Below are 24,919 nucleotides of genomic sequence, written 5' to 3'. Positions count from 1 at the left end.
CATCATGGCGGCTAATTCGCCGCTGGTGAACACCCATGCATTCGTCAAAATGAGGTATGCCAGGAGAGCGCCGTGAAAGATCTAGCACTGCCAAGATTCCGAGCCTTTTGTCTGTGGCTTGGTATCCAGATGCCTGCTTTAAAAATGGACGTAGAGAGTATCGAGACCATTTAGAGCTAGTAGCTCGTTTAACTTCGATTACGAACCTGAAGCCCTGTTGGTGTAGATATATGTCTGCGCGACCACTTACGGCGTCGCGCTTTCGCGCGCGGTGATCGAGTTCAGCGGACAAGCTACGCCCCCCAATTCCGCAGTACAACCTTGATGCGGTAATGCCTTACCCAAACGAAGCATAACTGCAACGAATGATTTCGGTCATCAAAAGAAAGCGCAGTAGTGGTTGTATTTATGTGAAGCTCAGCTCAGAGGGGGAGGCTAGCTGAGGATGGGTGCAAAGATGGGTAGATAAGGGTGTATTTTAAAAAATACATAAAAATCAATATATTATATGAAGATCTGGCGGAGAGGGTGGGATTCGAACCCACGGTACGCTTGCACGCACAACGGTTTTCGAGACCGCCCCGATCGACCACTCTGGCACCTCTCCGCAGGGGTCCGGCAGGGCGCAAGCCCGGCCGGGGGTCGAAAGCGGCGCGGACCTTAACCGATGCCACCCGCCCCCGCAAGCCTTCCCGCCGCCCTGCCGCACTCGTCTGACCGGCCTGATCCTGCCGGCGATTCAGCAGCTTACCAGCCGGCCCGGGAGCGCTCCGGCGGCGCTCCGGGACCCCGCCGGAGGGCTTGTCACGGCGCCGGCCTTGGCGGAGACTTGAGTTATGGCATGCGCCCGGGAGGCCCCATGGACAGCGGCAAGTTCCGCCTCGTCACGCGCAGCGATTTCGACGGCCTGGCCAGCGCCGTGCTGCTGCGGGACCTGGACCTGATCGACGACGTCCGCTTCGTCCACCCCAAGGACATGCAGGACGGCCAGATCGAGATCGGCGCGCGCGACATCATCACCAACCTGCCCTATGTGCCGGGCTGCCATCTGTGCTTCGACCACCATCTCAGCGAGGAGCTGCGGGTCGGCGCGAATGGCGCGGGCGCCGCGGGTGCCGGCACCGGTCCCGGCAATGGCCGCGATGCCGGCCCGCGCAACGGCCGCGCCGCCAACCACATCATCCGGCCGGGCGCCGATTCGGCAGCCCGCGTGGTGTGGGACCATTTCGGCGGCTTTGACCGTTTCCCGCGCCGCTTCGATGCGCTGATGGCCGCGGTCGACAAGGCCGATTCCGCGCGCTTCACGGTCGACGAGGTGCTCGACCCCAAGGGCTGGGTGCTGCTCGCCTTCCTGATGGATGCCCGTACCGGGCTCGGCCGCTTCCGCGACTTCCGCATTTCCAACTACCAGCTGATGCAGGAGCTGATCGCGCTCAGTGCCGGCGGCGATGTCGAGGCGGTGCTGGCGCATCCCGACGTGCGCGAGCGCGCCGAGCTGTATTTCGAACATGTCGAGCCGTTCCGCCAGCAGCTGCGCCGCTGCGGCAGCGTGATGGGCAACGTCGTCGTGCTCGACTTGCGCGGCGAGGAGCCGATCTGGGCCGGGAACCGCTTCATGGTCTATGCGTTGTACCTGCAGTGCAACGTGTCGGTGCATGTGCTGTGGGGCGTGAACCGCCGCAACACGGTGCTGGCGGTCGGCAAGACCATCTTCGGCCGCGCGCCCAGCCTGGAGATCGGCCCGCTGCTGCTGCATTACGGCGGCGGCGGCCATGCCGGCGCCGGCACCTGCCAGGTGCCCAACGACCAGGCCGAACGGGTGCTGGCCGAAATCGTGCAGTCCCTGCGGGAGGACCTCTAGGGCAGTGATCGACCGGCGCCGGTGCGGCGCGTTCTACGGAGGAAACGACCATGAATGTGGCGACTATACTCAAGGACAAGCGGGGTGGCGTGATCAGCGTCCGCCCCGGAGACAGCATCGAGGCGGTCTGCCAACTACTGGCCGACAAGGGCATCGGCGCCGTGCTGGTAATGCGGCCCGAAGGCGGCATCGCCGGCATCCTTTCAGAACGTGACGTGGTGCGCGGCCTGGCGATGATCGGTGCCGACCTGCTGCAGCAGGGCGCCGATACCATCATGACCAAGAACGTGATGGTCTGCTCGAGCCAGGACACCATCGAGGACATCATGCATCTGATGACCAAGCGGCGCATCCGCCACCTGCCGGTGGTCGATGACGGCCACCTGACCGGCATGATCTCGATCGGCGACGTGGTGAAGCGGCGCATTGCCGATACCGAACTGGAGGCCGAGGCGCTGCGGCAGTACATCGCCACCGGCTGAGAAAGCCGCTATACAGGCCGGCATGACGCATCCTCCCGTGCCCGGTGTGATCCTGGCCGGCGGCCAGGCGCGGCGCATGGGCGGCGGCGACAAGCCGCTGCAGCCGCTCGGCGGCCGGCCGCTGCTCGCCCATGTCATCGACCGGCTGGGCCCGCAGGTCGCCGGCCTGGCGATCAGCGCCAATGGCAATCCGGCGCGCTTCGCCGCTTTCGGCCTGCCGGTGATCGCCGATACCCTGCCGGATCATCCCGGTCCGCTGGCCGGCATCCTCGCCGGCATGGACTGGGCGCGCTGGCTCGATCCGGCGATCCGCGACATCGTCACCGTGCCGGGCGATGCGCCTTTCCTGCCGTGCGACCTGGTGGCGCGGCTGACGGCGGCGCGCGCTGCCGCCGGCGCCGAGATCGCCTGTGCGGTCTCGGCAGGCCGGGTGCATCCGGTCGCCGGCCTGTGGCCGCTCGGCCTGCAGGACGACCTGCGCCGGGCCCTGGCAGACGGGTTGCGGAAGGTAACCGACTGGACCGCGCGGCATCGGCTGGCGCTGGTCGACTTCGCCACCGGTCCGGTCGATCCCTTCCTGAACGTCAATACGCCGGACGACCTTGCTGTAGCCGGGCGGCTGCTGGCGACGGCGCGCTAGCTAGCCGGAATCGCGCGCACCGAGCCGGCGCAGCAGGTCGGGCCGCGCCAGCAGCCAGGCCTCGACCGGCTGCAGCAGGCGGAACAGCAGCGGATTGAGCGCGATCGACAGCAGGGCGCCGGCCAGGATGAGGTCGCGGCCCTCCTCGGGCAGCAGCCCGTAGGCGACGCCGAAGCCGGCGAGGATGAAGGAGAATTCGCCGATCTGGGCGAGGCTGGCCGAGACGGTCAGCGCGGTGGTCAGCGGATGCCGGAACGCCAGCACGATCAGGAAGGCGGCGAGCGACTTGCCGCCGACGATGATCAGCAGCACCACCAGCAGCGACAGCGGCGCACTCGTCACGATGCCGGGGTCGAACAGCATGCCGACCGAGACGAAGAACAGCACGGCGAAGGCATCCTGGAACGGCAGCGAACGCTGGGCGGCATCGTGGCTCAGGTCGGATTCATTCATGATCACGCCGGCGAAGAAGGCGCCGAGCGCGAACGAGACGTCGAACAGCACGGCGGCACCCCAGGCGATGCCGAGCGCGGCGGCCAGCACGGCCAGTGTGAACAGCTCGCGCGAGCCGGTGGCGTCGACCTTGGCCAGCAGCCAGGGGATCACCCGCTTGCCGACCACCAGCGCCAGCCCGGCGAAGGCGGCGACCTTGACCACGGTCAGCGCGATATCCTGCAGCAGGTTGTCGCCGGCATAGACCGAGGGGCGACCGCCCAGCGTATCGGCCAGGGTGGGCAGCAGCAGCAGGGCAAGGATCATGAAGATGTCTTCGACGATCAGCCAGCCGACGGCGATGCGGCTTTCCGGACTGCCGAGGTCGCCGCGCGCTTCCATGGCCCGCAGCAGCACCACCGTGCTGGCCACCGACAGCGACAGGCCGAAGACCACGCCGCCGCCGAGGCCCCAGCCGAAGGCCTGGGCGACACCGAAGCCCATCAGGCTGGCGACGGCGATCTGCGCCAGCGCGCCGGGGATGGCGATCCAGCGCACTGCCATCAGGTCGCGGGTCGAGAAATGCAGGCCGACGCCGAACATCAGCAGGATGACGCCGACATCGGCCAGCTGCTGTGCCAGCACGGTATCGGCGATATAGCCCGGCGTATGCGGGCCGACGGCAATGCCGGCCAGCAGGTAGCCGACCAGCGGCGACAGCTTGAACTGGCGGGCGACGAAGCCGAAGGCAAAGGCGATCACGAAGGCGAGCGCCAGCATCGTGATCAGCGGTGTGTCATGCGCCATTGCGAAAATCCCTCGGCCCCAAATCCACTGACCTGGCGGGCCGGCCTGCCCTTCTTCTTGTGATGCGGCGACCTTACGCAACCGTTAACGGCCAAAATAAAAGGGCGGCGGAAGGCCGCCGCCCTTTGTGTCGCGGTCTGGCAGAAGTCTCAGCCGAGGTTCTTTTCCGCGAACTCCCAGTTCAGCAGCTTGTCGATCACCGCATTGGCATAATCCGGGCGGCGGTTCTGCCAGTCGAGGTAATAGGCATGCTCCCAGACGTCGATGGTTAGCAGCGGCTTGACGCCGTCGACGGTCATCGGGGTCTCGGCATTCGGGGTCTTGCGGATGGTCAGCTTGCCGCCCTCGAGGCAGAGCCAGGCCCAGCCGGAGCCGAACTGGCCGACGCAGGCGGCGGCGAAATCGGCCTTGAACTTGTCGTAGTCGCCGAAGCTGTCCTTGATCAGGTCGGCGATCTTGCCGGTCGGCTTGCCGCCACCGTTGGGGCGCAGGCTGTCCCAGTAGAAATCGTGGTTCCAGACCTGGGCGGCGTTGTTGAAGACGCCAGCCTTGTCGGGCTTGCCGGCAACCGCCTTGACGACCTCGGCCAGGCTCTTGTCCTTCAGCGGGTCATTGGCCAGCAGGTTGTTCAGGTTGTTGAGATAGGTGGTGTGGTGCTTGCCGTAGTGGAAGCCGATGGTGCCGGCATTGATCACCGGGCTCAGGGCGTCATCGGCATAGGGGAGGGGCTTCATGGTAAATGGGGCACTCATTATTTCGCTCCTTCTTTCTGTATCCTGGTCTGCTCTGGGTGCCAGTCGGCCGAGGCCCTAGATAGAGCATCGGCCGGCAAAGGAAAACCAAGCTGCACCAGAGACATGGCGATAATTTGACGCCCGGGCCCGCCAGTACCGCCGGCCGCTGTCGCGGCCCCCCTCTGGCGGGCGCCGGCCTCGGCTGGTTTTCCTGTTGTCTCAATACTATAGTCGGGTCCGAGAGAATATTTCAAAGCCGGGCGGCAAAGATCCTGCCAGCCGGGCGCGACCGGCCGCCGGGCCGGAACCGGCCGGGCGGCTCTCCGGGCACAATGATACGGACGATATGAAGGTACTGGGCATTACCGGCTGGAGCGGATCGGGCAAGACCACGCTGCTGGCCGACCTGATTCCGCTGCTGGTCGCCCAGGGCCTGCGGGTCTCGACCATCAAGCACGCCCATCACGACTTCGACGTCGACCAGGCGGGCAAGGATTCCTACCGGCATCGTGCGGCCGGCGCCAGCGAGGTGCTGATCAGCTCGGCGCGGCGTTTCGCCCTGATGCGCGAGCTGCGCGGCGAGCCGGAACCGGGGCTGGCCGAACTGCTGGCGCGGCTGACACCGGTTGATCTGGTGCTGGTCGAGGGCTTCAAGCGCGAGGCGCATCCGAAGATCGAGGTCTGGCGCGCCGATACCGGCAAGCCGATGCTGCAGCCCGACGATCCGCAGATCATCGCCGTGGCGAGCGACGCGCCGATCGACGGCCTGACTGTGCCGCTGCTCGATGCCGGCGACGTGGCCGGCATTGCCGCGTTCATCCGCCGCTGGCTGGCGGACGGCGACGCGGCGGCCGCGGCCGCAACCGGGGCCCGCCGTGGCGCGGCTGAGTAACGACTGCTTCGCCCATGACGGGGCGCTGACCGGGCTCGGCGCGGCGCTCGGCGGCCTGCTCGGTCGCCTGCAGCCGGTGGCCGCGGCCGAGACCCTGCCGCTGGCCGCCTGTGCTGGCCGTGCGCTGGCAGAACCGGTGGCGGCACAACGATCCGTGCCACCGCATGACAATTCCGCCGTCGATGGCTATGCCGTCTTCCATGCCGACCTGTCGCCGGATGGCGAAACCCGCCTGCCGGTGGCCGGCCGTGCCGCGGCGGGGCATCCGCTGGCCGCCGGGCAGGCGCGCAGCAGCGCCGTGCTGGTGCTGACCGGCGCGCCGATGCCGGCCGGCATTGCCGGCCAGCCCGGGCCGGATACCGTACTGATGCAGGAAGACTGCCGGCTGGAAGACGGCCAGGTGGTGATCCCGCCCAGTATTGCCCGCGGCGCCAACCGCCGGCTGGCCGGCGAGGATATCCGCGCCGGCGCTGCGATGCTGGCGGCGGGCCGGCGGCTGACCCCGGCCGACCTGGCGCTTGCCGCCGCCGCCGGCCATGCGGTGCTGCCCGTATTCCGGCCGCTGCGCATCGCGCTGCTGTCGACCGGCGATGAACTGCACCAGGCGGGCGCGGCATTGCCGCCGGGCGGCATCCATGATGCCAACCGGCCGCTGCTGGCGGCCCTGCTGGCGCGGACTGGCTGCGTGGTCAGCGATCTCGGCATCCAGCCAGACCGGCGCGATCATCTGGCGGCCGTCTTCGCCGCAGCAGCACGAGATCACGATGCCATCGTCACGTCGGGCGGCGTGTCGGGCGGTGCCGAGGACCATGTGAAGGACGCCATCGCTGCCGCCGGCGGGCAGTTGCATATGTGGCGGCTGGCGATCCGGCCGGGCAAGCCGGTGGCGCTCGGCCAGATCGGCGCCGTGCCGGTTTTCGGCCTGCCCGGCAATCCGGTGGCGGCGGCGCTGACCTTCGCCTTTTTCGCCGGGCCGCTGCTGCAGCGGCTGGGCGGTTATGTGCCGCTGCGCCCGCGCGGCTATCCGGTGACCGCGGATTTCGCCTGGGACAAGAAACCGGGGCGGCGCGAATGGCTGCGGGTTTCGCTGCGGGATGATGGTGCCGGCGGCTGGCTGGCGCAGCCCTATCCCGTCGATGGCTCCGGCATCCTCACGTCGCTGACCCGCAGCGATGGCGTGATCGAACTGGCCGAAGACAGCACCGGCCTGCGGCCCGGCGACCGGGTTGTATTTTATGGCTTCGAGGGACTGGGTTTGTAACGGTTCAGCTGCTGCCGACCTGGCGGAGAATGTGGTTGGGCTTCAGCGTGTCGGCGAAACCGGGGGTGTCGATGATGGGGGCAACCGCGTCGCCCTCGACGAAGCCGAAGCCGGCCGCGATGGCCGTCGAGACGTCGTCGGAAGTGGCAACATAGGCGAGCACGGATTCCATGCGATGCAGGCCGGCGCGCTTGGCAAAGTTCGACAGGATATTGAGCCGCTTGCCGATATCCGGCTCATCCTGGGGAACCCAGGTCGAGAAGGTGTGGCAGCCGGTGGTGGCGTAGATGTCGATCAAGCGGAAGTCCGGCGGGATATGCAGGACCCGCGTGGAGCAGAACGGCTGGATATAGGCCATCACCTCGGCGACGCGGCTGGCCGGCGTGCCGGCGGGTATGTTGTGGATGGCCATGCCGAGGAATTTGGAGATGCCGGCCGGAACTTCCTTCAGCCGGGCGAAGTAAACGTCGCGCAGCTTCGACTGGGCAAGGGTGTCGAAATTGACCGACATGATGGCGATGCCCTTGCGTCCGCTGGTCAGCATGCGGTGGATGCCGAGCAGGCCGGTGGTCAGGGTATAGCGGTCGAGCTGGAACGGCAGATCGGCTGGATTCTCGAGAAACGGATCATCGATTTCCAGAGCGGGCCGCCCGGTCGGCGTATGGGTGACCACGGAATGATAAACGTCGAAGCTGCGCCGTTTGATGCTGAAAGCCGGGTAGAAGCCGGCCTGGCATTCCTTGAGGAAAGCGGCCACGGTCTTCTTCTGGAACAGGCCGGCCAGCGATTGATCGAGGTCTGCGAGATCGGGGCCGGCACCGGTGACGGTCGGTTTCGCTGACGGCTGTACGATTTCCGGATCGGCCTCGGCGCCCTGGTGGAAAAAGGTGACGTTGCCGTCTTCGGTATCGTCGGCAGCCACAGATGCCCGGACATACTCGACAAGATCCTGCAGCGAGTTGACCTTCTGCAGCACGAGGCTGCGATCCACTTCCGCCACGGTCGAGGAGACAATCACCTCGTGCCCCGCCGGCAACTCACCGACGACCAGCTTCTGGATCTCGTCGGCAATGACCTTGGCCTTGAAGGCCGCTTCCTGGCGGCCGAGCCGGGTGAACAGGATCAGATAGTTTTCGTCGTCGACCTTGTAAAAGACATCGGTGGCATCAAGGCGGCGCCGGAATATGCCCTCTACCAGGCCGATAATCTGCTCGGACCGCTGTCCCCATTTGTCGCCCAGCTGCCGTTTAACACCACCGAGGCCGATCAGCTGCATCGTGCCGGCTGGCAGCTTCTCGGGAAGCGCAGACGCCCGTTGCGCGCCCTTGGGAGGTTCGGTCGCCGGATGCTTATGCGGCGACGGGGCCGCCTCCTCGTCGCCGAACAGGTAGCCACCGATCTTGCCCATGAAGGTTTTTGGCGGCGGTTGAGTCATGCGGCTCCCGGAGGGGCGACCGATGGTTGGTGGCGGCTGTCCATGCCGGCCTGATGCTCCCCTGCGCGAAACTATACCCTGCTTGTACCCAGTCTTGTCAAAGCGCAACCTCAGGGCGCGATCCGGCAGGACGGGGCCGCCGCCCGGCCAGCCGGCTCAGAGAATGGTCGGGTTCGGCGCGTCGCCGTAGACCGCCTTGGGGTCGAAGGTCTTCTCGGTTTCCTCGAACTTCAGCGCCACCGGCTGGTCGGCCGGCTGGCCGGTCGGCACCGAGCGGTAGAAGCAGGACCGGTAGCCGACATGGCAGGAGGCATCGCCGGGGATCTTGACGCGCAGCCAGACGGCATCCTGGTCGTCGTCGATGCGCAGCTCGACCACCTTCTGCACCAGGCCCGAGGTGGCGCCCTTGTGCCACAGCACCTTGCGGCTACGGCTCCAGTAATGCGCCTCGCCGGTCGCGATGGTGCGGGTCAGCGCCTCGGCATTCATGTAGCCGAGCATCAGCACCTCGCCGCTGTCGGCATCGGTGGTCACGCAGGGCAGCAGGCCTTCGGCGTCGAACTTCGGCGCCAGGTCGCTGCCTTCCTCGACCTGTTCCACGGAAACGCGCTTGGAAAACACGGGTCAGCTCCTGTCCCGGCGGGGCCGCGGTCACATTCGGGACCGGGCGGCAAGATGCCGGATTGCTCTTCAAAGATGGGCCGTTATATATCGTCGGGCGGCCCCTGCTTCAAGCCAAGCCGCCGGAGCTGTCATGCTGAATGCCCTGTACAACGAGAAAATCCTTAATTTTGCGGCACATATCGGCCAGACCGAGCGCCTGACGGCGCCGGATGCGACGGTGACGCACCACAGTCCGCTGTGCGGCAGCCGGATCACCGTGGATGTCAGCCTCGGCCCGGACGGCCGGGTCGCCGGCTACGGCCAGCAGGTCCGCGCCTGTGCGCTCGGCCAGGCGGCGGCCGCGATCCTGGGGCAGCATGTGGTCGGCCAGGATGCTGCTGCCCTGCGTGAACTGGTCGGCATCATGCGCCGGATGCTGAAGGAGGACGGCCCGCCTCCGGGTGCGGATTTCGCCGGCGGCGCCTTTGCCGATCTTGCGGTGCTGACCCCGGTGCGCGAGCACAAGGCGCGCCACAATGCCGTGCTGCTGCCCTTCGAGGCGGTGGTCAAGGCGATCGACCAGATCGAGGCCGGCCGGCAGTCGGCCAGCGCTTAAGATCTGGGACCTAGGCGGCCTTCAGTTCGGCCTTTGCCACGTTGCGGATCAGCGCAATCATGCCGTTCAGGCCGTTGATCCGGTTCGAGGTGATGTTTTCCCACACGCCGATCTTGTCGAGGAAGTCGGGCGGCGTATCGACAATCTCCTGCGCCGTGCGGCCGGAATAGACTTTCAGCAGCAGCGCGATCAGCCCGGCAACGATCTCGGATTCGCTGCTGGCCTGGTAATAGACATGGCCGTCGCGCGCCTCGCCATGCAGCCAGGCGCGGTTGATGCAGCCCTTCACCCGCCAGTCGTCGGTGCGCAACTCGTCCGGATAGGGCGGCAGGGCGCGACCGAGGTCGATCAGGAAGCGGTAACGGTCCATCCAGTCATCGAAGAGCGCGAAATCCTCGACGATCTGCTGCTGGGTTTCCTGGATGCTTTCGCTCATGGTCTGATCCTTACGACGCCACGCGCCAGGTGGTTTCGCCGGCCTTGTCCTCAAGCAGGACGCCGCGTGCCGCCAGCGTATCGCGGATGCGGTCGGATTCCACCCAGTCCTTGCGGGCGCGGGCGGCGCGGCGGGCCGCGATCAGCCCCTCGATTTCGGCCACGTCGACATCGGCGGCCACGTCGCCCTTCAGCCAGGCGGCCGGGTCCTGCTGCAGCAGGCCGAGCAGCCGGCCGGCGGCCTGCAACTGGCCCTTCAGGCGGGCGCGTTCAGCCGGGTCGGTTGCCTTGTTGGCGGCACTGGCAAGCTGGTGCAGTTCGGCCAGCGCCTTCGGCGTGTTGAGGTCGTCGGCCAGCGCGGCGACGAAGCCGTCCGGGGCAGTGTCGCTGCCCGCCGTGACATCCTTCAGGCCATCGAGGGCGCGATAGAGCCGGTCGAGCTGGGCCTTCGCCTCGCGCAGGCCGGCCGCGGTCCAGTCGAGCGGCTGGCGGTAATGCGCCGACAGCAGGGCCAGCCGGATCGCCTCGCCGGGCGCCTGCTTCAGCAGGTCGTGCACCAGCAGCACGTTGCCGATCGACTTCGACATCTTCTCGGACTCGATGTTGACGAAGCCATTGTGCATCCAGTAGCGGCTGAACAGCCGGCCGCCATGGGCGCAGGTGCTCTGGGCGATCTCGTTTTCGTGGTGCGGAAAGATCAGGTCATGGCCGCCGCCATGGATGTCGATGGTGGCGGGACCGAGATTCTGTTCGATCATCGCCGAGCATTCGATATGCCAGCCCGGCCGGCCGCGGCCCCAGGGGCTGTCCCAGCCGGGCAGGTCGGGCGGCGAAGGCTTCCACAGCACGAAATCGGCCGGGTCGCGCTTGTAGGGGGCCACCTCGACGCGGGCGCCGGCGACCATGTCGTCGCGGCTGCGGCCCGACAGCCGGCCGTATTCGGCAAAGGACGGCACGCTGAACAGCACATGGCCCTCGGCCGGATAGGCATGGCCGCTGGCGACCAGCCGCTCGATCATCGCGACGATGGCGGGGATATGCCTGGTCACGCGCGGCTCGATCACCGGCGGCAGGGCGCCAAGTGCTGCCATGTCGTCGCTGTAGACAGTGTGATAGCGCTCGGTGATGGTGCCGATCGGCACACCCTCGGCCTTCGCGGCGGCATTGATCTTGTCGTCGACGTCGGTGACGTTGCGGACATAGACGACCTGCGGATAGGCCTGCTGCAGCAGCCGGTAGAGCGTGTCGAAGACGACCACGGGCCGCGCATTGCCGATATGGGCGTAGTTGTAGACGGTCGGGCCGCAGACATACATTGTCACCCGCTGCGGATCCTGCGGGACGAAATTCTCTTTCTGGCGGGTCAGCGTGTTGTAGAGCTGAATCTGCATGGCCGGGCCGATCTCCTTGGCCCGGAATATAGGGTATGCGCGGCGAAGCGCAACCGGCCGGATTGCTGCCGGCGCTCCGATTCAGCGTGGAAAACCGGCTATTTGAGGTAGTTCACCAGGGACAGCTGCAGGGTGTCGCGGGTGATCACGTAGCTGGCCTCCAGCGAGCTCTGCAGGTTCTTGATGGTCACCGAAACCGCAGCCTGGTCGACATTCTCGATCGAGCCGATGCGGGTCTTCAGCACATCCTGCGAATGGGCATGCCGGTCCTGGACCTCTTTCAGCTGCTGCTGCACATAGCCGTTGCGCGAGGCGACGGTCTTCAGGTCGTTGATTGCGGTCAGAAGCTGCGTCCGGGCATCGTCGACCCGCACCTGGTAGTTGCTGGGATTGGTGGTGACATCGGCGGTGGCGTCGCGGAAGCGCATCAGGGCATCGACCAGTTCCTGGAAGCCGCCTTCGGCCGCCGACACGCCGTAAGAGACCTGCTCGGTGTCGTCGGAGTACAGCTGCACGCCCTGATAGTTGTAGGTGTTGGCCAGCGTGCCGGTATTGCTGAGCAGAAAGTCGGTGGCCGCAGCATAGGGAGCCGGCGGATAGGCACCGGCGGTGGCCGCCGCCGCGAAGGGCACCGGATAGCCGGCGGCGCCGGGCACCAGGTTGGCGGCATAGGCGGTCGGCAACTGGGAGAGCTGGCCATTGATCGGATTGACGGTGTAGTCGGTGCCGCCGAACAGGTAACGCGCACCATCCTTGACTTGCATCAGGCTGCCGACCTGGTCGAGCAGGGTTTCGACCTGCACGCGAGGCGCCGCAGTCTGCGCAAAGAACGGATCGCGGTTCTTGATCATCATATCCTGCGCATCGGTCGCGATATCGATGATCTTTTCGATGGTGGTAGCATAGAGGGCGACGCGATTCTGTGCAGTCTGCACGCCCTTGACGTAGTTGTCGACCGTGCCGAGCTGGGATTTGAGGTCGCCGAGTTCCAGCGCCCGCTGCGACACGCCGATCAGGCCACCGGCATAGCGGCCGGAACCGAGCTGTTCGTTCTGCTTGTTCAGCTGCTGGGTCAGCAGCGAGATGTTCCGGGTGAACAGAAGCTGCTGGGCGAGCTGTGAAGAACCGGTGACCGAAACCATCACTTACCTCCCGATGTTGACCAGCTGGTCGAACATCTGTGTTACCGTGTTCATGACATTGGCCAGGGCGGCATAGTTGTTCTGCAGGATCTGCAGCTGGGCCAGTTCGTCGTCGATGTTGACGCCGGTCAGATTCTTGAACTTCTGGTCGAGCGCGTTGTGCTGCCGCTCGGCGGTGTCGCGGCCGCTCTCGTTGTCGGCTGCGGTTTTGGCGTGATAGGCCATCACGCCGTTGGCCAGGTCGAAGATATTGACGTTATTGATCGAAAGACCGTTCGGATCGGCGGCGCGGTTGATCTGCGTGCTGGTCAGCGCCGTGGTGCGCATCGCCTGCTGGACGGCGCCGGCGCGGGTCTCGTCGACATTGGTCGGTGTCGTCTTCAGGGCGGCGAGCACGTCGATGTCGCCGGCTTCGGCATTGGCGGTCGGGGTGGCGAAGAACTGCTCCACCGCGCCGGTGGCCGGGTCGTCATAGGCATTGTTGATGACCGTGACCAGGTTGGCGGCGAATGCGTCGAGCTGGTTGAAGAATTTCTGCAGCATGCCGACGTTCGGGTCGGAGTTGTTCAATGCCGTGGTGCTGTTGTCCAGGTAGTCGAGCGAGGCGCGGATCGAGCCGTCGAGAAAGCCGTTGTTCAGCGATGCGGTGCCGCCAGCCACAGTGATCGTGTTGGTCGAGGCCGTGTAGACCAGCTGCTGCGCCACCGAGCCGACCAGCTGGGTGCCGCCTTCGGTGTAGATGAACAGTTCATTGCGGTCGTTGATGATGGTGCGGATACCGACCTTGTCGGCGATCTTGGTCACTTCGGCGTCGCGCAGATCCTCAAGGTCGCCAACCTCGCCGCCGCCGGCGGAACGCGAGGCGATCTGCGCATTCAGCTTGGCGATCTGGACGGCGGACACATTGATCGCGTCGATGTCGGTCTGGATGTTCTGCTGGCCGCGGGTCTGCAGGGTGGACTGCAGGCCGTTCAGGCGGCGGATTTCGGTGGTCAGTTCGATGCCGCGCTGGACCAGCAGGTTCTTGGTGGCGTCGTCTTCCGGGGTCGCTTCGAGCTGCTTCCAGGCATCTTCGAAACGCGTCATCATCGCCAGCAGGGTCGGCTGGTCGCCGGTCGTCGTGGTGGCATCAAGGGCCTCGGCCAGGCCCTTGGCATAATCGAGCGACTTGTCGAGGCGGCCGAAATCGGCCTCGGCGGCATAGAGGTCGGCCTGCACTTCGGGTGCCACCACGCGGGTGATGCTGGCAATCAGCGCGGCCTGGGGGTAGCCGTCGCTGGCCGGAGTGGTCAGCGCGGCAACCTTGCGGCTGTAGCTCGGATTCTGCGCGTTCGAGACGTTGCCCGAGACAAGCCGCGTCTGGTTCTGCAGGGTCTGCAGGCCGAAGACGGCAGTATTAAGCGCGGCGCTGAGAGACATGGCACAGGATCCTTTTAGGTGACCGGCGACGCGTTCTGCGTCGCCGGCAGATCACTTAGCGGCGGATGTTGATCGTCTCCTGCAGCAGATCGTCGGATGCCGTGATGATGCGGGCATTGGCCGAGTAGATACGCTGGGCGACGATCAGCTTGGAGAATTCCTCCGCGATGTCGACGTTGGAGCCTTCGACTGCGGCCGACACATAGTCGCCGGCACCGCTGGAGCCTGACTGCACCAGCACCGCCGCGCCGGATCCGGGGGTTTCAACGAAAGCATTGCCGTTGACGCGGTCGAGCTCGGTCGGATCGCGGAACTTGACCATCGGGATCTGGTAGAACTTCTTGACGTTGCCGTTGTCGAAGGTCACCGAAACGAAGCCGTCCTGGTCGATGGCAAGGCTCTTGAAGTTGCCCTGCGGCACACCGTTCTGGCTGAAGTCATTCAGGGTCAGGGTGTCGCCGGCATACTGCGTGGTGCCGATCGAGTTGCCGAAGGAGCCGAGGTCGAGCCGGATGGCCTGCGTGCCGGAGCCGTAGTCGAGGTTGAACGAGAAGGAGGCATCGTCGTCGATGGCGCCTGCCGCCGAGGCAGTCAGGCCGCCGCCAGTGGTGAGGCCGGAAATGGTGCCGGGCGAAACCGTGGTGCCGCCGACGGTGCCGCCGAAGCTGACCGTTGCCGGGCCGAACGAAGACACGGTGGCGCCGGTGGCGCCGACCTGCAGCGTCCAGGTGTTAGTGCCGATGCGGGTCCAGTTCAGGTCGAGCGTGCGGGCGTTGCCCAGCGAGTCGAAGATCTGGATCGAACTGGTCGACAGGGTGGCCGGCAGGGCGCTGGTCGTCGGGTCGACGGCGTTGGAGGGCAGGTTGGCGGCATAGTCGACCACCGTGGTGGCGACCGGTGCATCGAGCAGGTTGGAGACACGCACTTCCTGGGTCGACGAGGTATCCACCACGTTGGTGGTCGGGTCGACCGACCAGCCGCGCAGGAAGTAGCCCGAGGAGTTCACCAGGTAGCCGTCGACATTCTGGTTGAAGTCGCCGACGCGGGTGTAATAGCCGGTGGTCTCGAAGGTGGGCAGGCCGGTCGAGGCATTCTCGCCGTTCTTCTTGGAGACCGGGATGAAGCCGCCGCCGACCACCGCGATCGAGGTGGTGGATGACACCTGCTGGATCGAGCCCTGGGTGTTGTTGGCGAAGAAGGGCTGGTTGATCGCACCGCCTGGCGAGTGCGTGTTCGCCTGGGCGCTCGACTGGGTCACGATCGTCTGGAAGCGCGATTCGACCTTCTTGTAGCCGTTCGTATTCGCGTTCGCGACGTTGTCCGAAATATAGCTGATCGCGGTCGACTGGCCGTTCAGGCCGGTAATCGCGGTCTGCATCGCACCACTGATCGTCATAACACTGTCTCCTGGCTGGAAATCCGGTTTGGCCAGAACAGAGCAAGCGGCGTGCCAGTTCGTTGCGTGAGACCTAACGCATTAATATTTCAGAATATTTCGTAACATTACGACAGGCGTGTAACTGGGAAACTTCTGCCGCATGGCGATGGCGGGCGACCCGGCACGGCAGAAATTGCCGGGTCGGGGCTGCCGCCCAGGGGGCGGAAACTGCTGAAAAAAGGAGAAAAATCCGGCGCGGCTCAGCCGCGGTTGAGGCCCGGAATCCACAGGACGTCGCCGGCACCGTCCTGGTTGGCATGCCGGCTGGCCACGAACAGGTGGTCGGACAGCCTGTTTATATAGGCGAGCGCGGCGGGGTTGATCCGCTCGGCATCCTGCAGGGCAGTGACCAGGCGCTCGGCGCGGCGCACGATGGTGCGGGCCAGGTGCAGATAGGCGGCGGCCGGGCTGCCGCCGGGCAGCACGAAGGACGTCAGTGGCGCCAGCCGGGCATTGAGGGCGTCGATTTCGGCCTCCAGCCGGTCGACCTGGACCTGGTCGACGCGCAGCGGCCGGCGGCGGCCTTCCTCGTCCTCCGGGGTCGAGAGGTCGGCGCCGAGGTCGAACAGGTCGTTCTGGATGCGCGACAGCATGGCGTCGAGGTCGATGCCGGCGGTATGCAGCCGGGCCAAGCCGATGGTGGCATTGGCCTCGTCGACGGCGCCATAGGCCTCGACCCGCAAGTCATGCTTGGGCACCCGCTCGCCATTGCCCAGCGAGGTCATGCCCTTGTCGCCGCCGCGGGTATAGATCCTGTCGAGCTTGACCATGGCCGGCGGCTCAGCGGAACACGAAGCTGGCCACCGCGATCAGGATGATGGCGATGAATTGCAGGACGATGCGCAGCCGCATCAGCTTGTTGGAATAGGACCGGTTGAAGCTGCCGCCACGGAACAGCGAATAGATGCCGACGCACAGCACCAGGAAGGTGCCGATGGCGAAGACCGGGATCAGGGCCTTGACGAGGTGTTCCATGCACCGAGGATACTGCGCCGGCCGGCCGGGTTAAACCGTCCTGGTGGCCCGATCACGCGGCAATCGGTCGCGGCGGCTGCCGCAGGGTCAGCCGTTGCGGGCCTCCAGCAGGCGGCGGGCGATCACCTGGGCCTGGATTTCCGCGGCGCCCTCGAAAATGTTGAGGATGCGGGCGTCACACAGGACCCGGCTGATCGGGTATTCCTCGGCATAGCCGTTGCCGCCATGCACCTGCAGGGCGTTGTCGGCATTGGCCCAGGCGATGCGGGCGGCCAGCAGCTTGGCCATGCCGGCCTCGAGGTCGCAGCGATGGCCCTCGTCCTTTTCGCGGGCGGCGAAATAGCAGAGCTGGCGCGCCAGCATGGTCTCGACCGCCATCCAGGCGATCTTGCCGTGCACGCGCGGGAAGCTGTAGATCGGCTTGCCGAACTGGACCCGTTCGGTGGCATATTTCAGGCCGAGTTCCAGCGCGCATTGGGCGACGCCGAGTGCGCGGGCACCGGTCTGGATGCGGGCGCTTTCAAAGGTTTCCATCAGCTGCTTGAAGCCCTGGCCCTCGCGGCCGCCCAGCAGGTTCTCGGCCTTCACGGCAAAGCCGTCGAAGCCGATCTCGTATTCCTTCATGCCGCGGTAGCCGAGCACCTTGATCTCGCCGCCGGTCATGCCTTCGGCCGGGAAGGGGTTGGCATCGTCGCCGCGCGGCTTCTCGGCCAGGAACATCGACAGGCCCTTGTAGCCCTTTTCGTTCGGATCGGTGCGGACCAGCAGGGTCATCAGGTCGGTGCGGGCGGCATGGGTGATCCAGGTCTTGTTGCCGGTCACCTTATAGATGTCGCCGTCCTTCACCGCCCGGGTGCGTAAGCTGCCGAGGTCCGAGCCGGTGTTGGGCTCGGTGAATACCGCCGTCGGCAGGATTTCGCCGGCGGCCAGTTTGGGCAGCCATTTCTGCCGCTGCTCCTCGGTGCCGCCGCACATGATCAGCTCGGCGGCGATCTCGGCCCGGGTGCCGAGGCTGCCGACGCCGATATAGGCGCGGCTGAGTTCCTCCGAGACGACGCACATGGCCATCTTGCCCAGTCCGTGCCCGCCGTATTCCTCGGGGATGGTCAGGCCGAAGACGCCGAGCGCGGCCATCTCGTCGACCACCGCCATCGGGATGAACTCGTCCTTGCGGTGCCAGTCATGGGCGAAGGGCGCCACCTTGTCCTCGCCGAAGCGGCGGAACTGCTCGCGTACCATCGTCATCGTCTCGTCGAGGCCGGTCGCGCCGAAGTCGCCGGTCGCCAGTCCGTCCTGGATCAGGGCGGCGATGCGGCTGCGCACCGCGGGCGTGTTGCCGCGCGCGGTCAGCAGCACGACGGCCGGGACCTGCAGGGCCTGGCGGGCCTCGTCGGGCACCCCGAGGTCGGCCAGCCGGCAGACCTCGACCTGGCTCATCGGGATGCCGCCGGCGATCTGGGCAAGGTATTCGCCGAAACCGGCCTGCAGGATCAGCTGCTCCAGTTCGCGCAGGCGGTCCTCGCCCTGCAGGCGCTCGGCCCAGTGCAGCGTCTCCTTGAGCGTCGCCACATAGGTGGCGAGCCAGGCCAGCCCGTGGGTGGCGAACTGCTCCTCTTCCAGCCGGGCAGCGTCGATGCGGCCATCGGCGCCACGCACCAGCTGGGCCACCGCCGCGGTGGCGGTCCCCAGCAGCTGCTCGGCCGCCTTCAGCGCGGTGACGCAGGCCGGCAGCAGGTCGGGGATGATCAGGTTGACGGAATCGGCAGGCAGTTTGGGGGCAGCAGACATACGATTTGCGACTCTGTGTTGAAGGGGGCAGTACGGCCGGCGGGATCGCTCCCGCCGGCCGGTCAGCGTCGAGAGGGGTTTAGGAATTCCCCGCTTCGACCGCATCCTCAATCGTGCGCAGGCCCGGCGTCTTGGCGCTGACGAGCACCGCCATGTTGCCGGGCTTATGCTGGTTTTTCCACATTTTTGTATGGGCACGCGGGATGTCGGCCCAGGCAAAGACCTCCGACATGCAGGGGTCGAGGCGGCGTTCGATGACCAACTGGTTGGCCTGGCTGGCCTGCAGCAGGTTGGCGAAATGGCTGCCCTGGATGCGCTTCTGCCGCATCCAGACGAAGCGGGCGTCGAAGGTGAGGTTGAAACCGGTGGTGCCGGCGCAGAACACCACCATGCCGCCGCGCTTCACCACGAAGCAGGAGACCGGGAAGGTCTGTTCGCCGGGATGCTCGAAGACGAAGTCGACGTCGTTGCCCTTGCCGGTGATTTCCCAGATCGCTTTGCCGAACTCGCGGCACTTCTTCATGTAGGCGCCGTATTTCTCGGCATCCAGCACCGGCGGCAGCTGCCCCCAGCAGTCGAAATCGTTGCGGTTGACCACGCCCTTGGCGCCGAGGCTCATGACGAAGTCGCGCTTGGACGGGTCCGAGATCACGCCGATCGCATTGGCGCCGGAAATCGCGATCAGCTGGATCGCCATCGAGCCGAGGCCGCCGGCGGCGCCCCAGACCAGCACATTGTGGCCCGGCCGCAGGATATGCGGGCGATGGCCGAACAGCATGCGGTAGGCGGTGGCCAGCGTCAGCGTGTAGCAGGCGCTTTCCTCCCAGGTCAGGTGCTTGGGCCGCGGCATCAGCTGGCGCGACTGCACGCGGGCGAACTGGGCGAAGCTGCCGTCCGGCGTCTCGTAGCCCCAGATGCGTTGCGACGGCGAATTCATCGGGTCGCCGCCGTTGCATTCCTCGTCGTCGCCGTCATCCTGATTGCAGTGGACGATGACCTCGTCGCCGACCTTCCAGCGCTTGACGCGGCGGCCGACCGCATAGACCACGCCGGCGGCATCCGAGCCGGCGATATGGAAGGGCGCCTTGTGCACGTCGAAGGGCGAGATCGGCACGCCGAGCCCGGCCCAGACGCCGTTGTAGTTGACGCCGGCGGCCATCACGAGAATCAGTACTTCGTCGGCATCGATTTCCGGCGTGGGGACGACCTCGAGCTGCATGGAGTCTTCCGGCGGACCGTGGCGCTCGCGGCGGATCACCCAGCCATACATGTTCTTCGGCACGTGGCCGACCGGCGGAATCTCGCCGACCTCGTAAAGATCCTTGTAGCCGCCCTTGGCGGGGGCACCGCCCGCGGTCTGCAGCGCCACTACAGACCCACCCGTATTCGACATGGCGAAACTCCTCTTTTGCTTCCCTGGCCCCCTCTGGCGGGGCAATTTCTTCTCTTGTTGCGCCGGTTCGACCGGGACTAGCCTTGGCCGGCGCTGCGAGACGGCGATATGCAACGCAACTGCCATCTTTTCGCGGCAGCGAAAGAATGGCAAGATCGTTTTGCATTGCAGCAGAGGTTATGTTATTTCGGCTCCGTGACGCAAGGGGCAACATAATGACCCTACGTCAACTTGATATGGAATAAAATTATGACTTCGACTCGCCAGACCGATCCCGCCGACGCAAAGATTGTTCGCACTCGCACAATCGCTGCGGATGCCCCGGGTGCCGCCACCCGCGACAAGCCATGGTTGTTCCGCACCTATTCGGGCCACAGCTCGGCCACCGCGTCCAATGAACTGTACCGGACCAATCTCGGCCGCGGCCAGACCGGCCTGTCGGTCGCCTTCGACCTGCCGACCCAGACCGGTTACGACAGCGACCATGTGCTGGCGCGCGGCGAGGTCGGCAAGGTCGGCGTGCCGGTCTGCCATCTCGGCGACATGCGGCTGCTGTTCGACCGGATTCCGCTCGCCCAGATGAACACCTCGATGACCATCAACGCGCCGGCGGCCTGGCTGCTGGCGCTGTATGTCGCTGTCGCCGAGGAGCAGGGCACCAGCCGCGCCGAACTGAACGGCACGGTGCAGAACGACATCATCAAGGAATACCTGTCGCGCGGCACCTACATCTTCCCGCCGGCGGCCTCGATGCGGCTGATCACCGATGTGATCGCCTTCACCTACCGCGAACTGCCCAAGTGGAACCCGACCAATGTCTGCAGCTATCACCTGCAGGAGGCCGGCGCGACCCCGGTGCAGGAGCTGGCCTATGCGCTGGCGACCGCGATTGCCGTGCTGGATGCCGTGCGCGACAGCGGCCAGGTGCCGCCGGAGGATTTCGCCCAGGCCTTCAGCCGCATCAGCTTTTTCGTCAATGCCGGCATCCGGTTTGTCACCGAGATCTGCAAGATGCGGGCCTTCGTCGACCTGTGGGAGGAAATCGGCCGCGAGCGCTATGGCGTCACCGATCCCAGGGCCTTGCTATTCCGCTATGGCGTGCAGGTCAATTCGCTCGGCCTGACCGAACCGCAGCCGGAGAACAACGTCTATCGCATCCTGCTCGAGATGCTGGCGGTGGTGCTGTCCAAGAAGGCCCGCGCCCGCGCCGTGCAGCTGCCGGCCTGGAACGAGGCGCTCGGCCTGCCGCGGCCGTGGGACCAGCAATGGTCGCTGCGCCTGCAGCAGATCGTCGCCTACGAGACCGACCTGCTGGAATACGGCGACCTGTTCGACGGCAATCCCGCCATCGAAGCCAAGGTCGAGGAGCTGAAACAGGCGGCGCGCGCCGAACTCAAGCGCATCGCCGATCTGGGCGGTGCCATCCCGGCGGTCGAATCCGGCTATCTCAAGCAGGCGCTGGTCGAGAGCAATACGGCGCGCGTGCGCGGCATCGAGACCGGCGGGATTACGGTGGTCGGCGTCAACAAGTTCACCGAAAGCGCACCCTCGCCGCTGGTCGGCTCCGAGGATGGCGCCATCATGACGGTCGATCCGGCCGCCGAGGCCGAGCAGATCGAACGCCTGAAGGCCTGGCGGGCGCAGCGCGACCAGCAGGCCGTCGATGCCGCGCTGGCCGACCTGAAGGCGGCGGCGAAAGACGGCCGCAACATCATGGAACCGAGCATTGCCGCGGCGAAAGCCGGGGTCACCACCGGCGAATGGGCGGCGACCTTGCGCGGCGTGTTCGGCGAATACCGCGCACCGACCGGCGTGGCGGCGGCGTCGAATGCGCTGAGCGACGACGGCATGGACGACCTGCGCGGCGAGGTCGCGGCGGTGGCGAAACGGCTCGGCCGGCCGGTCAAGCTGCTGGTCGGCAAGCCGGGGCTGGACGGCCATTCCAACGGCGCCGAGCAGATCGCGGTGAAGGCGCGCGACTGTGGCATGGAGGTGGTCTACGAGGGCATCCGCCTGACGCCCGAGCAGATCGTCGCTGCAGCGCTGGAAGAGGGCGTGCATCTGGTCGGCCTGTCGATCCTGTCGGGCAGCCATGTCGAACTCGCCACCGAAGTGATGGAGCGCATGCGCAAAGACGGCATCGGCGATGTGCCGGTCGTCGTCGGCGGCATCATCCCGCCGGAAGACGCCGCGCGCCTGAAGGCGGCCGGCATTGCCGGGGTGTTCACGCCGAAGGATTACGACCTGACCCAGATCATGCGCGAGATCGCCCGGCTGGTTGACAGCCGCTTCAGCAAGGCGGCCTGATAAGCGGTATGTTCCGGATTCTGACGGTTGCCTGGGCCCTCGGCCTGATCGCCAGCGGCTTCGCGCCCTATGACCGCGGCACCTGGCTGATGGAGGTGCTGCCTGCCATCATCGCCTGGCCGATCCTGTTCGCCACGCGGCAGCGTTTCCGCTTCACCGATCTCGCCTATGCGCTGATCATGGTGCATGGCCTGATCCTGATGGCCGGTGGTGCCTGGACCTATGCCCGGGTGCCGTTCGGTTTCTGGATCGAGGATGCCTTCGGCCTGTCGCGCAACCCCTACGACAAGATCGGCCATTTCGCCCAGGGCTTCGTGCCGGCCATCATCGCACGCGAATTGCTGGTTCGCGTCTTCCGCATCGGCAGCGGCCGGCTGGTCGCCTTCCTCGCCGTCAGCATCTGTCTCGCCATCAGCGCGGCTTACGAGCTGGTCGAATGGGGCGCGGCGCTGGCGCTGGGGCAGGGCGCCGACGAATTCCTCGGCACCCAGGGCGATCCCTGGGATACCCAGTCGGATATGCTGATGGCGCTGATCGGCGCGCTGGCGGTGCTGCTGCTGTGGCCATTGCATGACCGCGCCATGCAGCGCGTGAAGGGCGGTTGAGCGGCGCGCAGCCGGGCCATGTCGATGTTGCATAGCCGCTGTTGCGTCGCGTTGTTACAGTAATCGGATGAAGCTTCGGTTCGCCGCCACATCGCCGTTTGCCCGCAAGGCCCGCGTCTGCATTCTGGAACTCGGTCTCGCCGACCGGGTCGAACAGATCCCCACCGATCCCTGGACCGATCCGGCCCTGCGCATCGCCAATCCGCTCGGCAAGGTGCCGGCGCTGGAACTGCCCGACGGCGTCACGCTCTATGATTCGCCGGTGGTCTGCGAATTCCTTGATGCCGAGGCCGGCGGCAGCCTGTTTCCGCCGCGCGGGCCGAAGCGCTGGCGCAGCCTGCGCCGCCAGGCGCTTGGTGACGGACTGGCCGAAGCGGTGGTGCGCCGTTTCGTCGAGCTGCGCCGGCCGCCGGAACAGCGCGGCGCGGCCGTGATCGCCCGCCAGACCGAGGCGATCGCCTATACGCTGGCGGCGCTTGAGGCCGAGGCGCAGAGCCTGTCCGAGCCGCCGACCATCGGCGAGATCAGCATTGGCTGCGCGCTCGGTTATCTCGATTTCCGCAACCCGGACGAAGGTTGGCGCGCCGGTCACCCCGATCTGGCGCGCTGGTTCGCGGTGTTCGACGCCCGGCCGGCCATGCAGGCAACCCGGCCGCCGGCAGTATAATCCGCCGTGGCCTGATCCGCCGCGGCCTTGCGCTGTGTCAAAGTTCTGCCACCGGGCCGATGCCATACTGTCAAGATGGCTGACGCAAATCCTCCCGATATCGCCACCATCTTCGTGCCGCCGCCGGATGCGGTGATCGAGACGCATATCTCGCGTGTTTTCCTGAGCGGCGATCGTGCCTGGAAACTGAAAAAGGCGGTCAGCTTCCCCTATGTGGATTTTTCCGGCCTCGATCAGCGGCATGAGGCCTGCCGGCGCGAGGTCGAGCTCAACCGCCGCACCGCGCCGGACCTCTATCTCGGCGTCCGCGCCGTCCGCCGCGACCGGGCGGGCAAACTGTCGCTCGACGGCGCCGGCGATCCGGTCGACTGGCTGGTCGAGATGCGCCGCTTCGATCCGGAACAGACCTTCGATCGCCTGCTGGCCCGCGATGCGTTGACTGCCGGAATGGTCGAAGCACTGGCCGGCGTGGTCGCCAGCTTTCATGAGACCGCCGAGCCGGTGCCAGTGAGTGCCGAGGCCGCCCTGGCCGAGGCGCTGGCGGTCAACGACCTCGCCTTCTTCAGGCTGCCACCCGACAGCCTGCCGGCCGGCATGCTGCAGGACTACCGCGAGCGGATGGCGGCCGAACTGGCGCGCCTGTCACCGGTGCTGGCCGGACGCCACGCCGCGGGTCATATCAGGCACGGCCATGGCGATCTGCACCTGCGCAATATCGCCATGATCGACGGCCATCCGGTGCTGTTCGACTGCCTGGAATTCGACGACCGGCTGGCGACCTGCGACACGCTGTATGACATCGCCTTCCTGCTGATGGACCTGCTGGCCCATGATCGCCGCGACCTCGCCAGCCGGGCGCTCAACCGCTATCTCGACATCACCGGCGACTATGACGGGCTGCCGTTGCTGCCGCCCTATATCGCGCTGCGGGCGGCGATCCGCTGCCATATCGCCGCGCTGCAGCCGGAGGGGCGTGCCGAGGCGCGCAGATATCTGGCGCTGGCCTGCGCCTGCCTGCGGCCGGCGGCGGCGCGGCTGCTTGCCGTCGGCGGCCTGTCGGGCAGCGGCAAGTCGACGGTGGCGCGTGGTATCGCGCCGGCGATTGCGGGAGCCTGCGGTGCGGTGATCCTGCGCAGCGACGTGATCCGCAAGCAGCTCCATGGCATCGCGGTCACCGATCGCCTGCCGGCCGCAGCCTATACAGCGGAAGCCAGCGCCCGCACCTATGCCCGCCTCGGCGCGCTGGCACGCCGGCTGCTGGCGGCCGGCTGCCCGGTCATCCTCGATGCCGTGTTCGGCCGCGAAGAGGAACGCAGCGCCGCCGCCACGCTGGCGGCCGAGGCCGGCGTCGGCTTTACCGGCCTCTGGCTCAAGGCGCCGGAAGCGGTGCTGACCGGCCGGATCGCGGCACGGCAGAATGATGCCTCGGATGCCACCGCCGATGTGGTGCGCTGGCAGGCGCAGACTCTGGAACCGCCGGCCGGCTGGCGGCGCATTGATGCCGCCGGCAGCATCGAGGCCACGGTGACGGCCGCCCTGCAAGCCCTGCCGCCCGGTTGGCGGCAGCCGGTAACGCCGGTACAATAAGGACAGCTT

23 protein-coding genes and 1 tRNA gene are annotated in these 24,919 nt (G+C 66.4%); 10 read left to right on the top strand and 14 right to left on the bottom strand.

Going from position 1 to position 24,919, the window contains the following annotated elements; all coding sequences use genetic code 11:
• Positions 1 to 517: 517 nt before the first annotated feature.
• A tRNA-Ser gene (locus ACFOOQ_RS01875) sits at positions 518 to 607 on the bottom strand.
• 252 nt (positions 608 to 859) lie between these two features.
• Here ACFOOQ_RS01875 and ACFOOQ_RS01870 point away from each other — a divergent pair.
• The 3 genes from ACFOOQ_RS01870 to mobA are packed head-to-tail and all read left to right on the top strand — an operon-like array spanning position 860 to position 2,983.
• Positions 860 to 1,861 carry an exopolyphosphatase gene (locus ACFOOQ_RS01870; RefSeq protein ID WP_379720931.1) on the top strand — a complete coding sequence of 334 codons (1,002 nt, stop codon included), beginning with the start codon at positions 860 to 862 and terminating at the stop codon, positions 1,859 to 1,861.
• A gap of 50 nt (positions 1,862 to 1,911) precedes the next feature.
• Complete coding sequence (locus ACFOOQ_RS01865) at positions 1,912 to 2,343, top strand: CBS domain-containing protein (protein WP_379720928.1); 432 nt, start codon at positions 1,912 to 1,914, stop codon at positions 2,341 to 2,343.
• A 22-nt stretch (positions 2,344 to 2,365) separates the two neighbouring features.
• A complete protein-coding gene (gene mobA / locus ACFOOQ_RS01860) occupies positions 2,366 to 2,983 on the top strand; it encodes a molybdenum cofactor guanylyltransferase MobA (protein ID WP_379720925.1) in 618 nt (205 codons plus the stop codon).
• Here the strand turns inward: mobA and ACFOOQ_RS01855 are convergent, their stop codons facing one another.
• Positions 2,984 to 4,222, bottom strand: coding sequence for a cation:proton antiporter domain-containing protein (locus ACFOOQ_RS01855; RefSeq protein ID WP_379720922.1), 1,239 nt, complete (start codon positions 4,220 to 4,222; stop codon positions 2,984 to 2,986).
• Positions 4,223 to 4,371: 149 nt separating this feature from the next.
• Positions 4,372 to 4,974: a superoxide dismutase gene (locus ACFOOQ_RS01850; protein WP_379720919.1), complete on the bottom strand. Its 603-nt coding sequence runs from the start codon at positions 4,972 to 4,974 to the stop codon at positions 4,372 to 4,374.
• 328 nt (positions 4,975 to 5,302) lie between these two features.
• Between ACFOOQ_RS01850 and mobB the strand changes: the two genes are divergently transcribed.
• On the top strand, positions 5,303 to 5,848 hold the full coding sequence (mobB, locus tag ACFOOQ_RS01845; RefSeq protein ID WP_379720916.1) for a molybdopterin-guanine dinucleotide biosynthesis protein B: 546 nt from the start codon (positions 5,303 to 5,305) through the stop codon (positions 5,846 to 5,848).
• Positions 5,832 to 7,109, top strand: a complete 1,278-nt coding sequence (locus ACFOOQ_RS01840) for a molybdopterin molybdotransferase MoeA (protein WP_379720913.1) — start codon at positions 5,832 to 5,834, stop codon at positions 7,107 to 7,109. Before mobB ends, ACFOOQ_RS01840 begins: the two co-directional genes overlap by 17 nt.
• Before the next feature lie 4 nt (positions 7,110 to 7,113).
• Here ACFOOQ_RS01840 and ACFOOQ_RS01835 read toward each other — a convergent pair whose 3' ends face one another.
• Together ACFOOQ_RS01835 and hisI are read right to left on the bottom strand one after the other, a co-directional pair.
• Positions 7,114 to 8,544 (bottom strand): hypothetical protein, encoded by a 1,431-nt coding sequence (locus ACFOOQ_RS01835; RefSeq protein ID WP_379720910.1) that lies wholly within the window; start codon positions 8,542 to 8,544, stop codon positions 7,114 to 7,116.
• A 156-nt stretch (positions 8,545 to 8,700) separates the two neighbouring features.
• The gene (gene hisI / locus ACFOOQ_RS01830) at positions 8,701 to 9,165 is read right to left on the bottom strand and encodes a phosphoribosyl-AMP cyclohydrolase (protein ID WP_379720907.1); all 465 of its coding nucleotides are present in this window, start codon (positions 9,163 to 9,165) and stop codon (positions 8,701 to 8,703) included.
• 133 nt (positions 9,166 to 9,298) lie between these two features.
• Between hisI and ACFOOQ_RS01825 the strand changes: the two genes are divergently transcribed.
• Positions 9,299 to 9,763: an iron-sulfur cluster assembly scaffold protein gene (locus ACFOOQ_RS01825; protein ID WP_379720904.1), complete on the top strand. Its 465-nt coding sequence runs from the start codon at positions 9,299 to 9,301 to the stop codon at positions 9,761 to 9,763.
• A 10-nt stretch (positions 9,764 to 9,773) separates the two neighbouring features.
• Here the strand turns inward: ACFOOQ_RS01825 and ACFOOQ_RS01820 are convergent, their stop codons facing one another.
• The 9 genes from ACFOOQ_RS01820 to ccrA form a co-directional block, all read right to left on the bottom strand.
• Positions 9,774 to 10,199, bottom strand: coding sequence for a SufE family protein (locus ACFOOQ_RS01820; RefSeq protein ID WP_379720901.1), 426 nt, complete (start codon positions 10,197 to 10,199; stop codon positions 9,774 to 9,776).
• A gap of 10 nt (positions 10,200 to 10,209) precedes the next feature.
• On the bottom strand, positions 10,210 to 11,589 hold the full coding sequence (cysS, locus tag ACFOOQ_RS01815) for a cysteine--tRNA ligase (protein WP_379720898.1): 1,380 nt from the start codon (positions 11,587 to 11,589) through the stop codon (positions 10,210 to 10,212).
• A gap of 98 nt (positions 11,590 to 11,687) precedes the next feature.
• Positions 11,688 to 12,731, bottom strand: coding sequence for a flagellin (locus tag ACFOOQ_RS01810; RefSeq protein ID WP_379720895.1), 1,044 nt, complete (start codon positions 12,729 to 12,731; stop codon positions 11,688 to 11,690).
• A 3-nt stretch (positions 12,732 to 12,734) separates the two neighbouring features.
• Complete coding sequence (flgK, locus tag ACFOOQ_RS01805) at positions 12,735 to 14,150, bottom strand: flagellar hook-associated protein FlgK (RefSeq protein ID WP_379720892.1); 1,416 nt, start codon at positions 14,148 to 14,150, stop codon at positions 12,735 to 12,737.
• A 55-nt stretch (positions 14,151 to 14,205) separates the two neighbouring features.
• Positions 14,206 to 15,546 carry a flagellar hook protein FlgE gene (locus tag ACFOOQ_RS01800; protein ID WP_379720889.1) on the bottom strand — a complete coding sequence of 447 codons (1,341 nt, stop codon included), beginning with the start codon at positions 15,544 to 15,546 and terminating at the stop codon, positions 14,206 to 14,208.
• A gap of 242 nt (positions 15,547 to 15,788) precedes the next feature.
• Positions 15,789 to 16,358 (bottom strand): cob(I)yrinic acid a,c-diamide adenosyltransferase, encoded by a 570-nt coding sequence (locus ACFOOQ_RS01795; RefSeq protein ID WP_379720886.1) that lies wholly within the window; start codon positions 16,356 to 16,358, stop codon positions 15,789 to 15,791.
• A 10-nt stretch (positions 16,359 to 16,368) separates the two neighbouring features.
• Positions 16,369 to 16,563 (bottom strand): twin transmembrane helix small protein, encoded by a 195-nt coding sequence (locus ACFOOQ_RS01790; protein ID WP_379720883.1) that lies wholly within the window; start codon positions 16,561 to 16,563, stop codon positions 16,369 to 16,371.
• Positions 16,564 to 16,650: 87 nt separating this feature from the next.
• Positions 16,651 to 18,351, bottom strand: a complete 1,701-nt coding sequence (locus tag ACFOOQ_RS01785; protein ID WP_379720880.1) for an acyl-CoA dehydrogenase family protein — start codon at positions 18,349 to 18,351, stop codon at positions 16,651 to 16,653.
• 79 nt (positions 18,352 to 18,430) lie between these two features.
• A complete protein-coding gene (gene ccrA, locus ACFOOQ_RS01780; protein WP_379720877.1) occupies positions 18,431 to 19,744 on the bottom strand; it encodes a crotonyl-CoA carboxylase/reductase in 1,314 nt (437 codons plus the stop codon).
• Positions 19,745 to 19,993: 249 nt separating this feature from the next.
• On the opposite strand from ccrA, the gene ACFOOQ_RS01775 reads away from it, so the two are divergent.
• The 4 genes from ACFOOQ_RS01775 to ACFOOQ_RS01760 all read left to right on the top strand — a co-directional run bounded on the left by ACFOOQ_RS01775 (position 19,994) and on the right by ACFOOQ_RS01760 (position 24,910).
• Entirely contained in the window at positions 19,994 to 22,051 is a 2,058-nt protein-coding gene (locus ACFOOQ_RS01775; RefSeq protein ID WP_379720874.1) for a methylmalonyl-CoA mutase family protein, read from the top strand.
• Between the two features lie 8 nt (positions 22,052 to 22,059).
• Entirely contained in the window at positions 22,060 to 22,656 is a 597-nt protein-coding gene (locus ACFOOQ_RS01770; RefSeq protein WP_379720871.1) for a DUF2238 domain-containing protein, read from the top strand.
• Between the two features lie 67 nt (positions 22,657 to 22,723).
• A complete protein-coding gene (locus tag ACFOOQ_RS01765; protein WP_379720868.1) occupies positions 22,724 to 23,323 on the top strand; it encodes a glutathione S-transferase family protein in 600 nt (199 codons plus the stop codon).
• A gap of 75 nt (positions 23,324 to 23,398) precedes the next feature.
• Positions 23,399 to 24,910, top strand: a complete 1,512-nt coding sequence (locus tag ACFOOQ_RS01760; protein WP_379720865.1) for a bifunctional aminoglycoside phosphotransferase/ATP-binding protein — start codon at positions 23,399 to 23,401, stop codon at positions 24,908 to 24,910.
• Positions 24,911 to 24,919: the final 9 nt, after the last annotated feature.

Origin of the sequence: Ferrovibrio xuzhouensis, assembly GCF_042648965.1 — a bacterium.
Taxonomy (GTDB): domain Bacteria; phylum Pseudomonadota; class Alphaproteobacteria; order Ferrovibrionales; family Ferrovibrionaceae; genus Ferrovibrio; species Ferrovibrio xuzhouensis.
The sequence above is the reverse complement of the archived record's forward strand: the minus strand, read 5'-3'. Positions and strand labels throughout refer to the sequence as shown.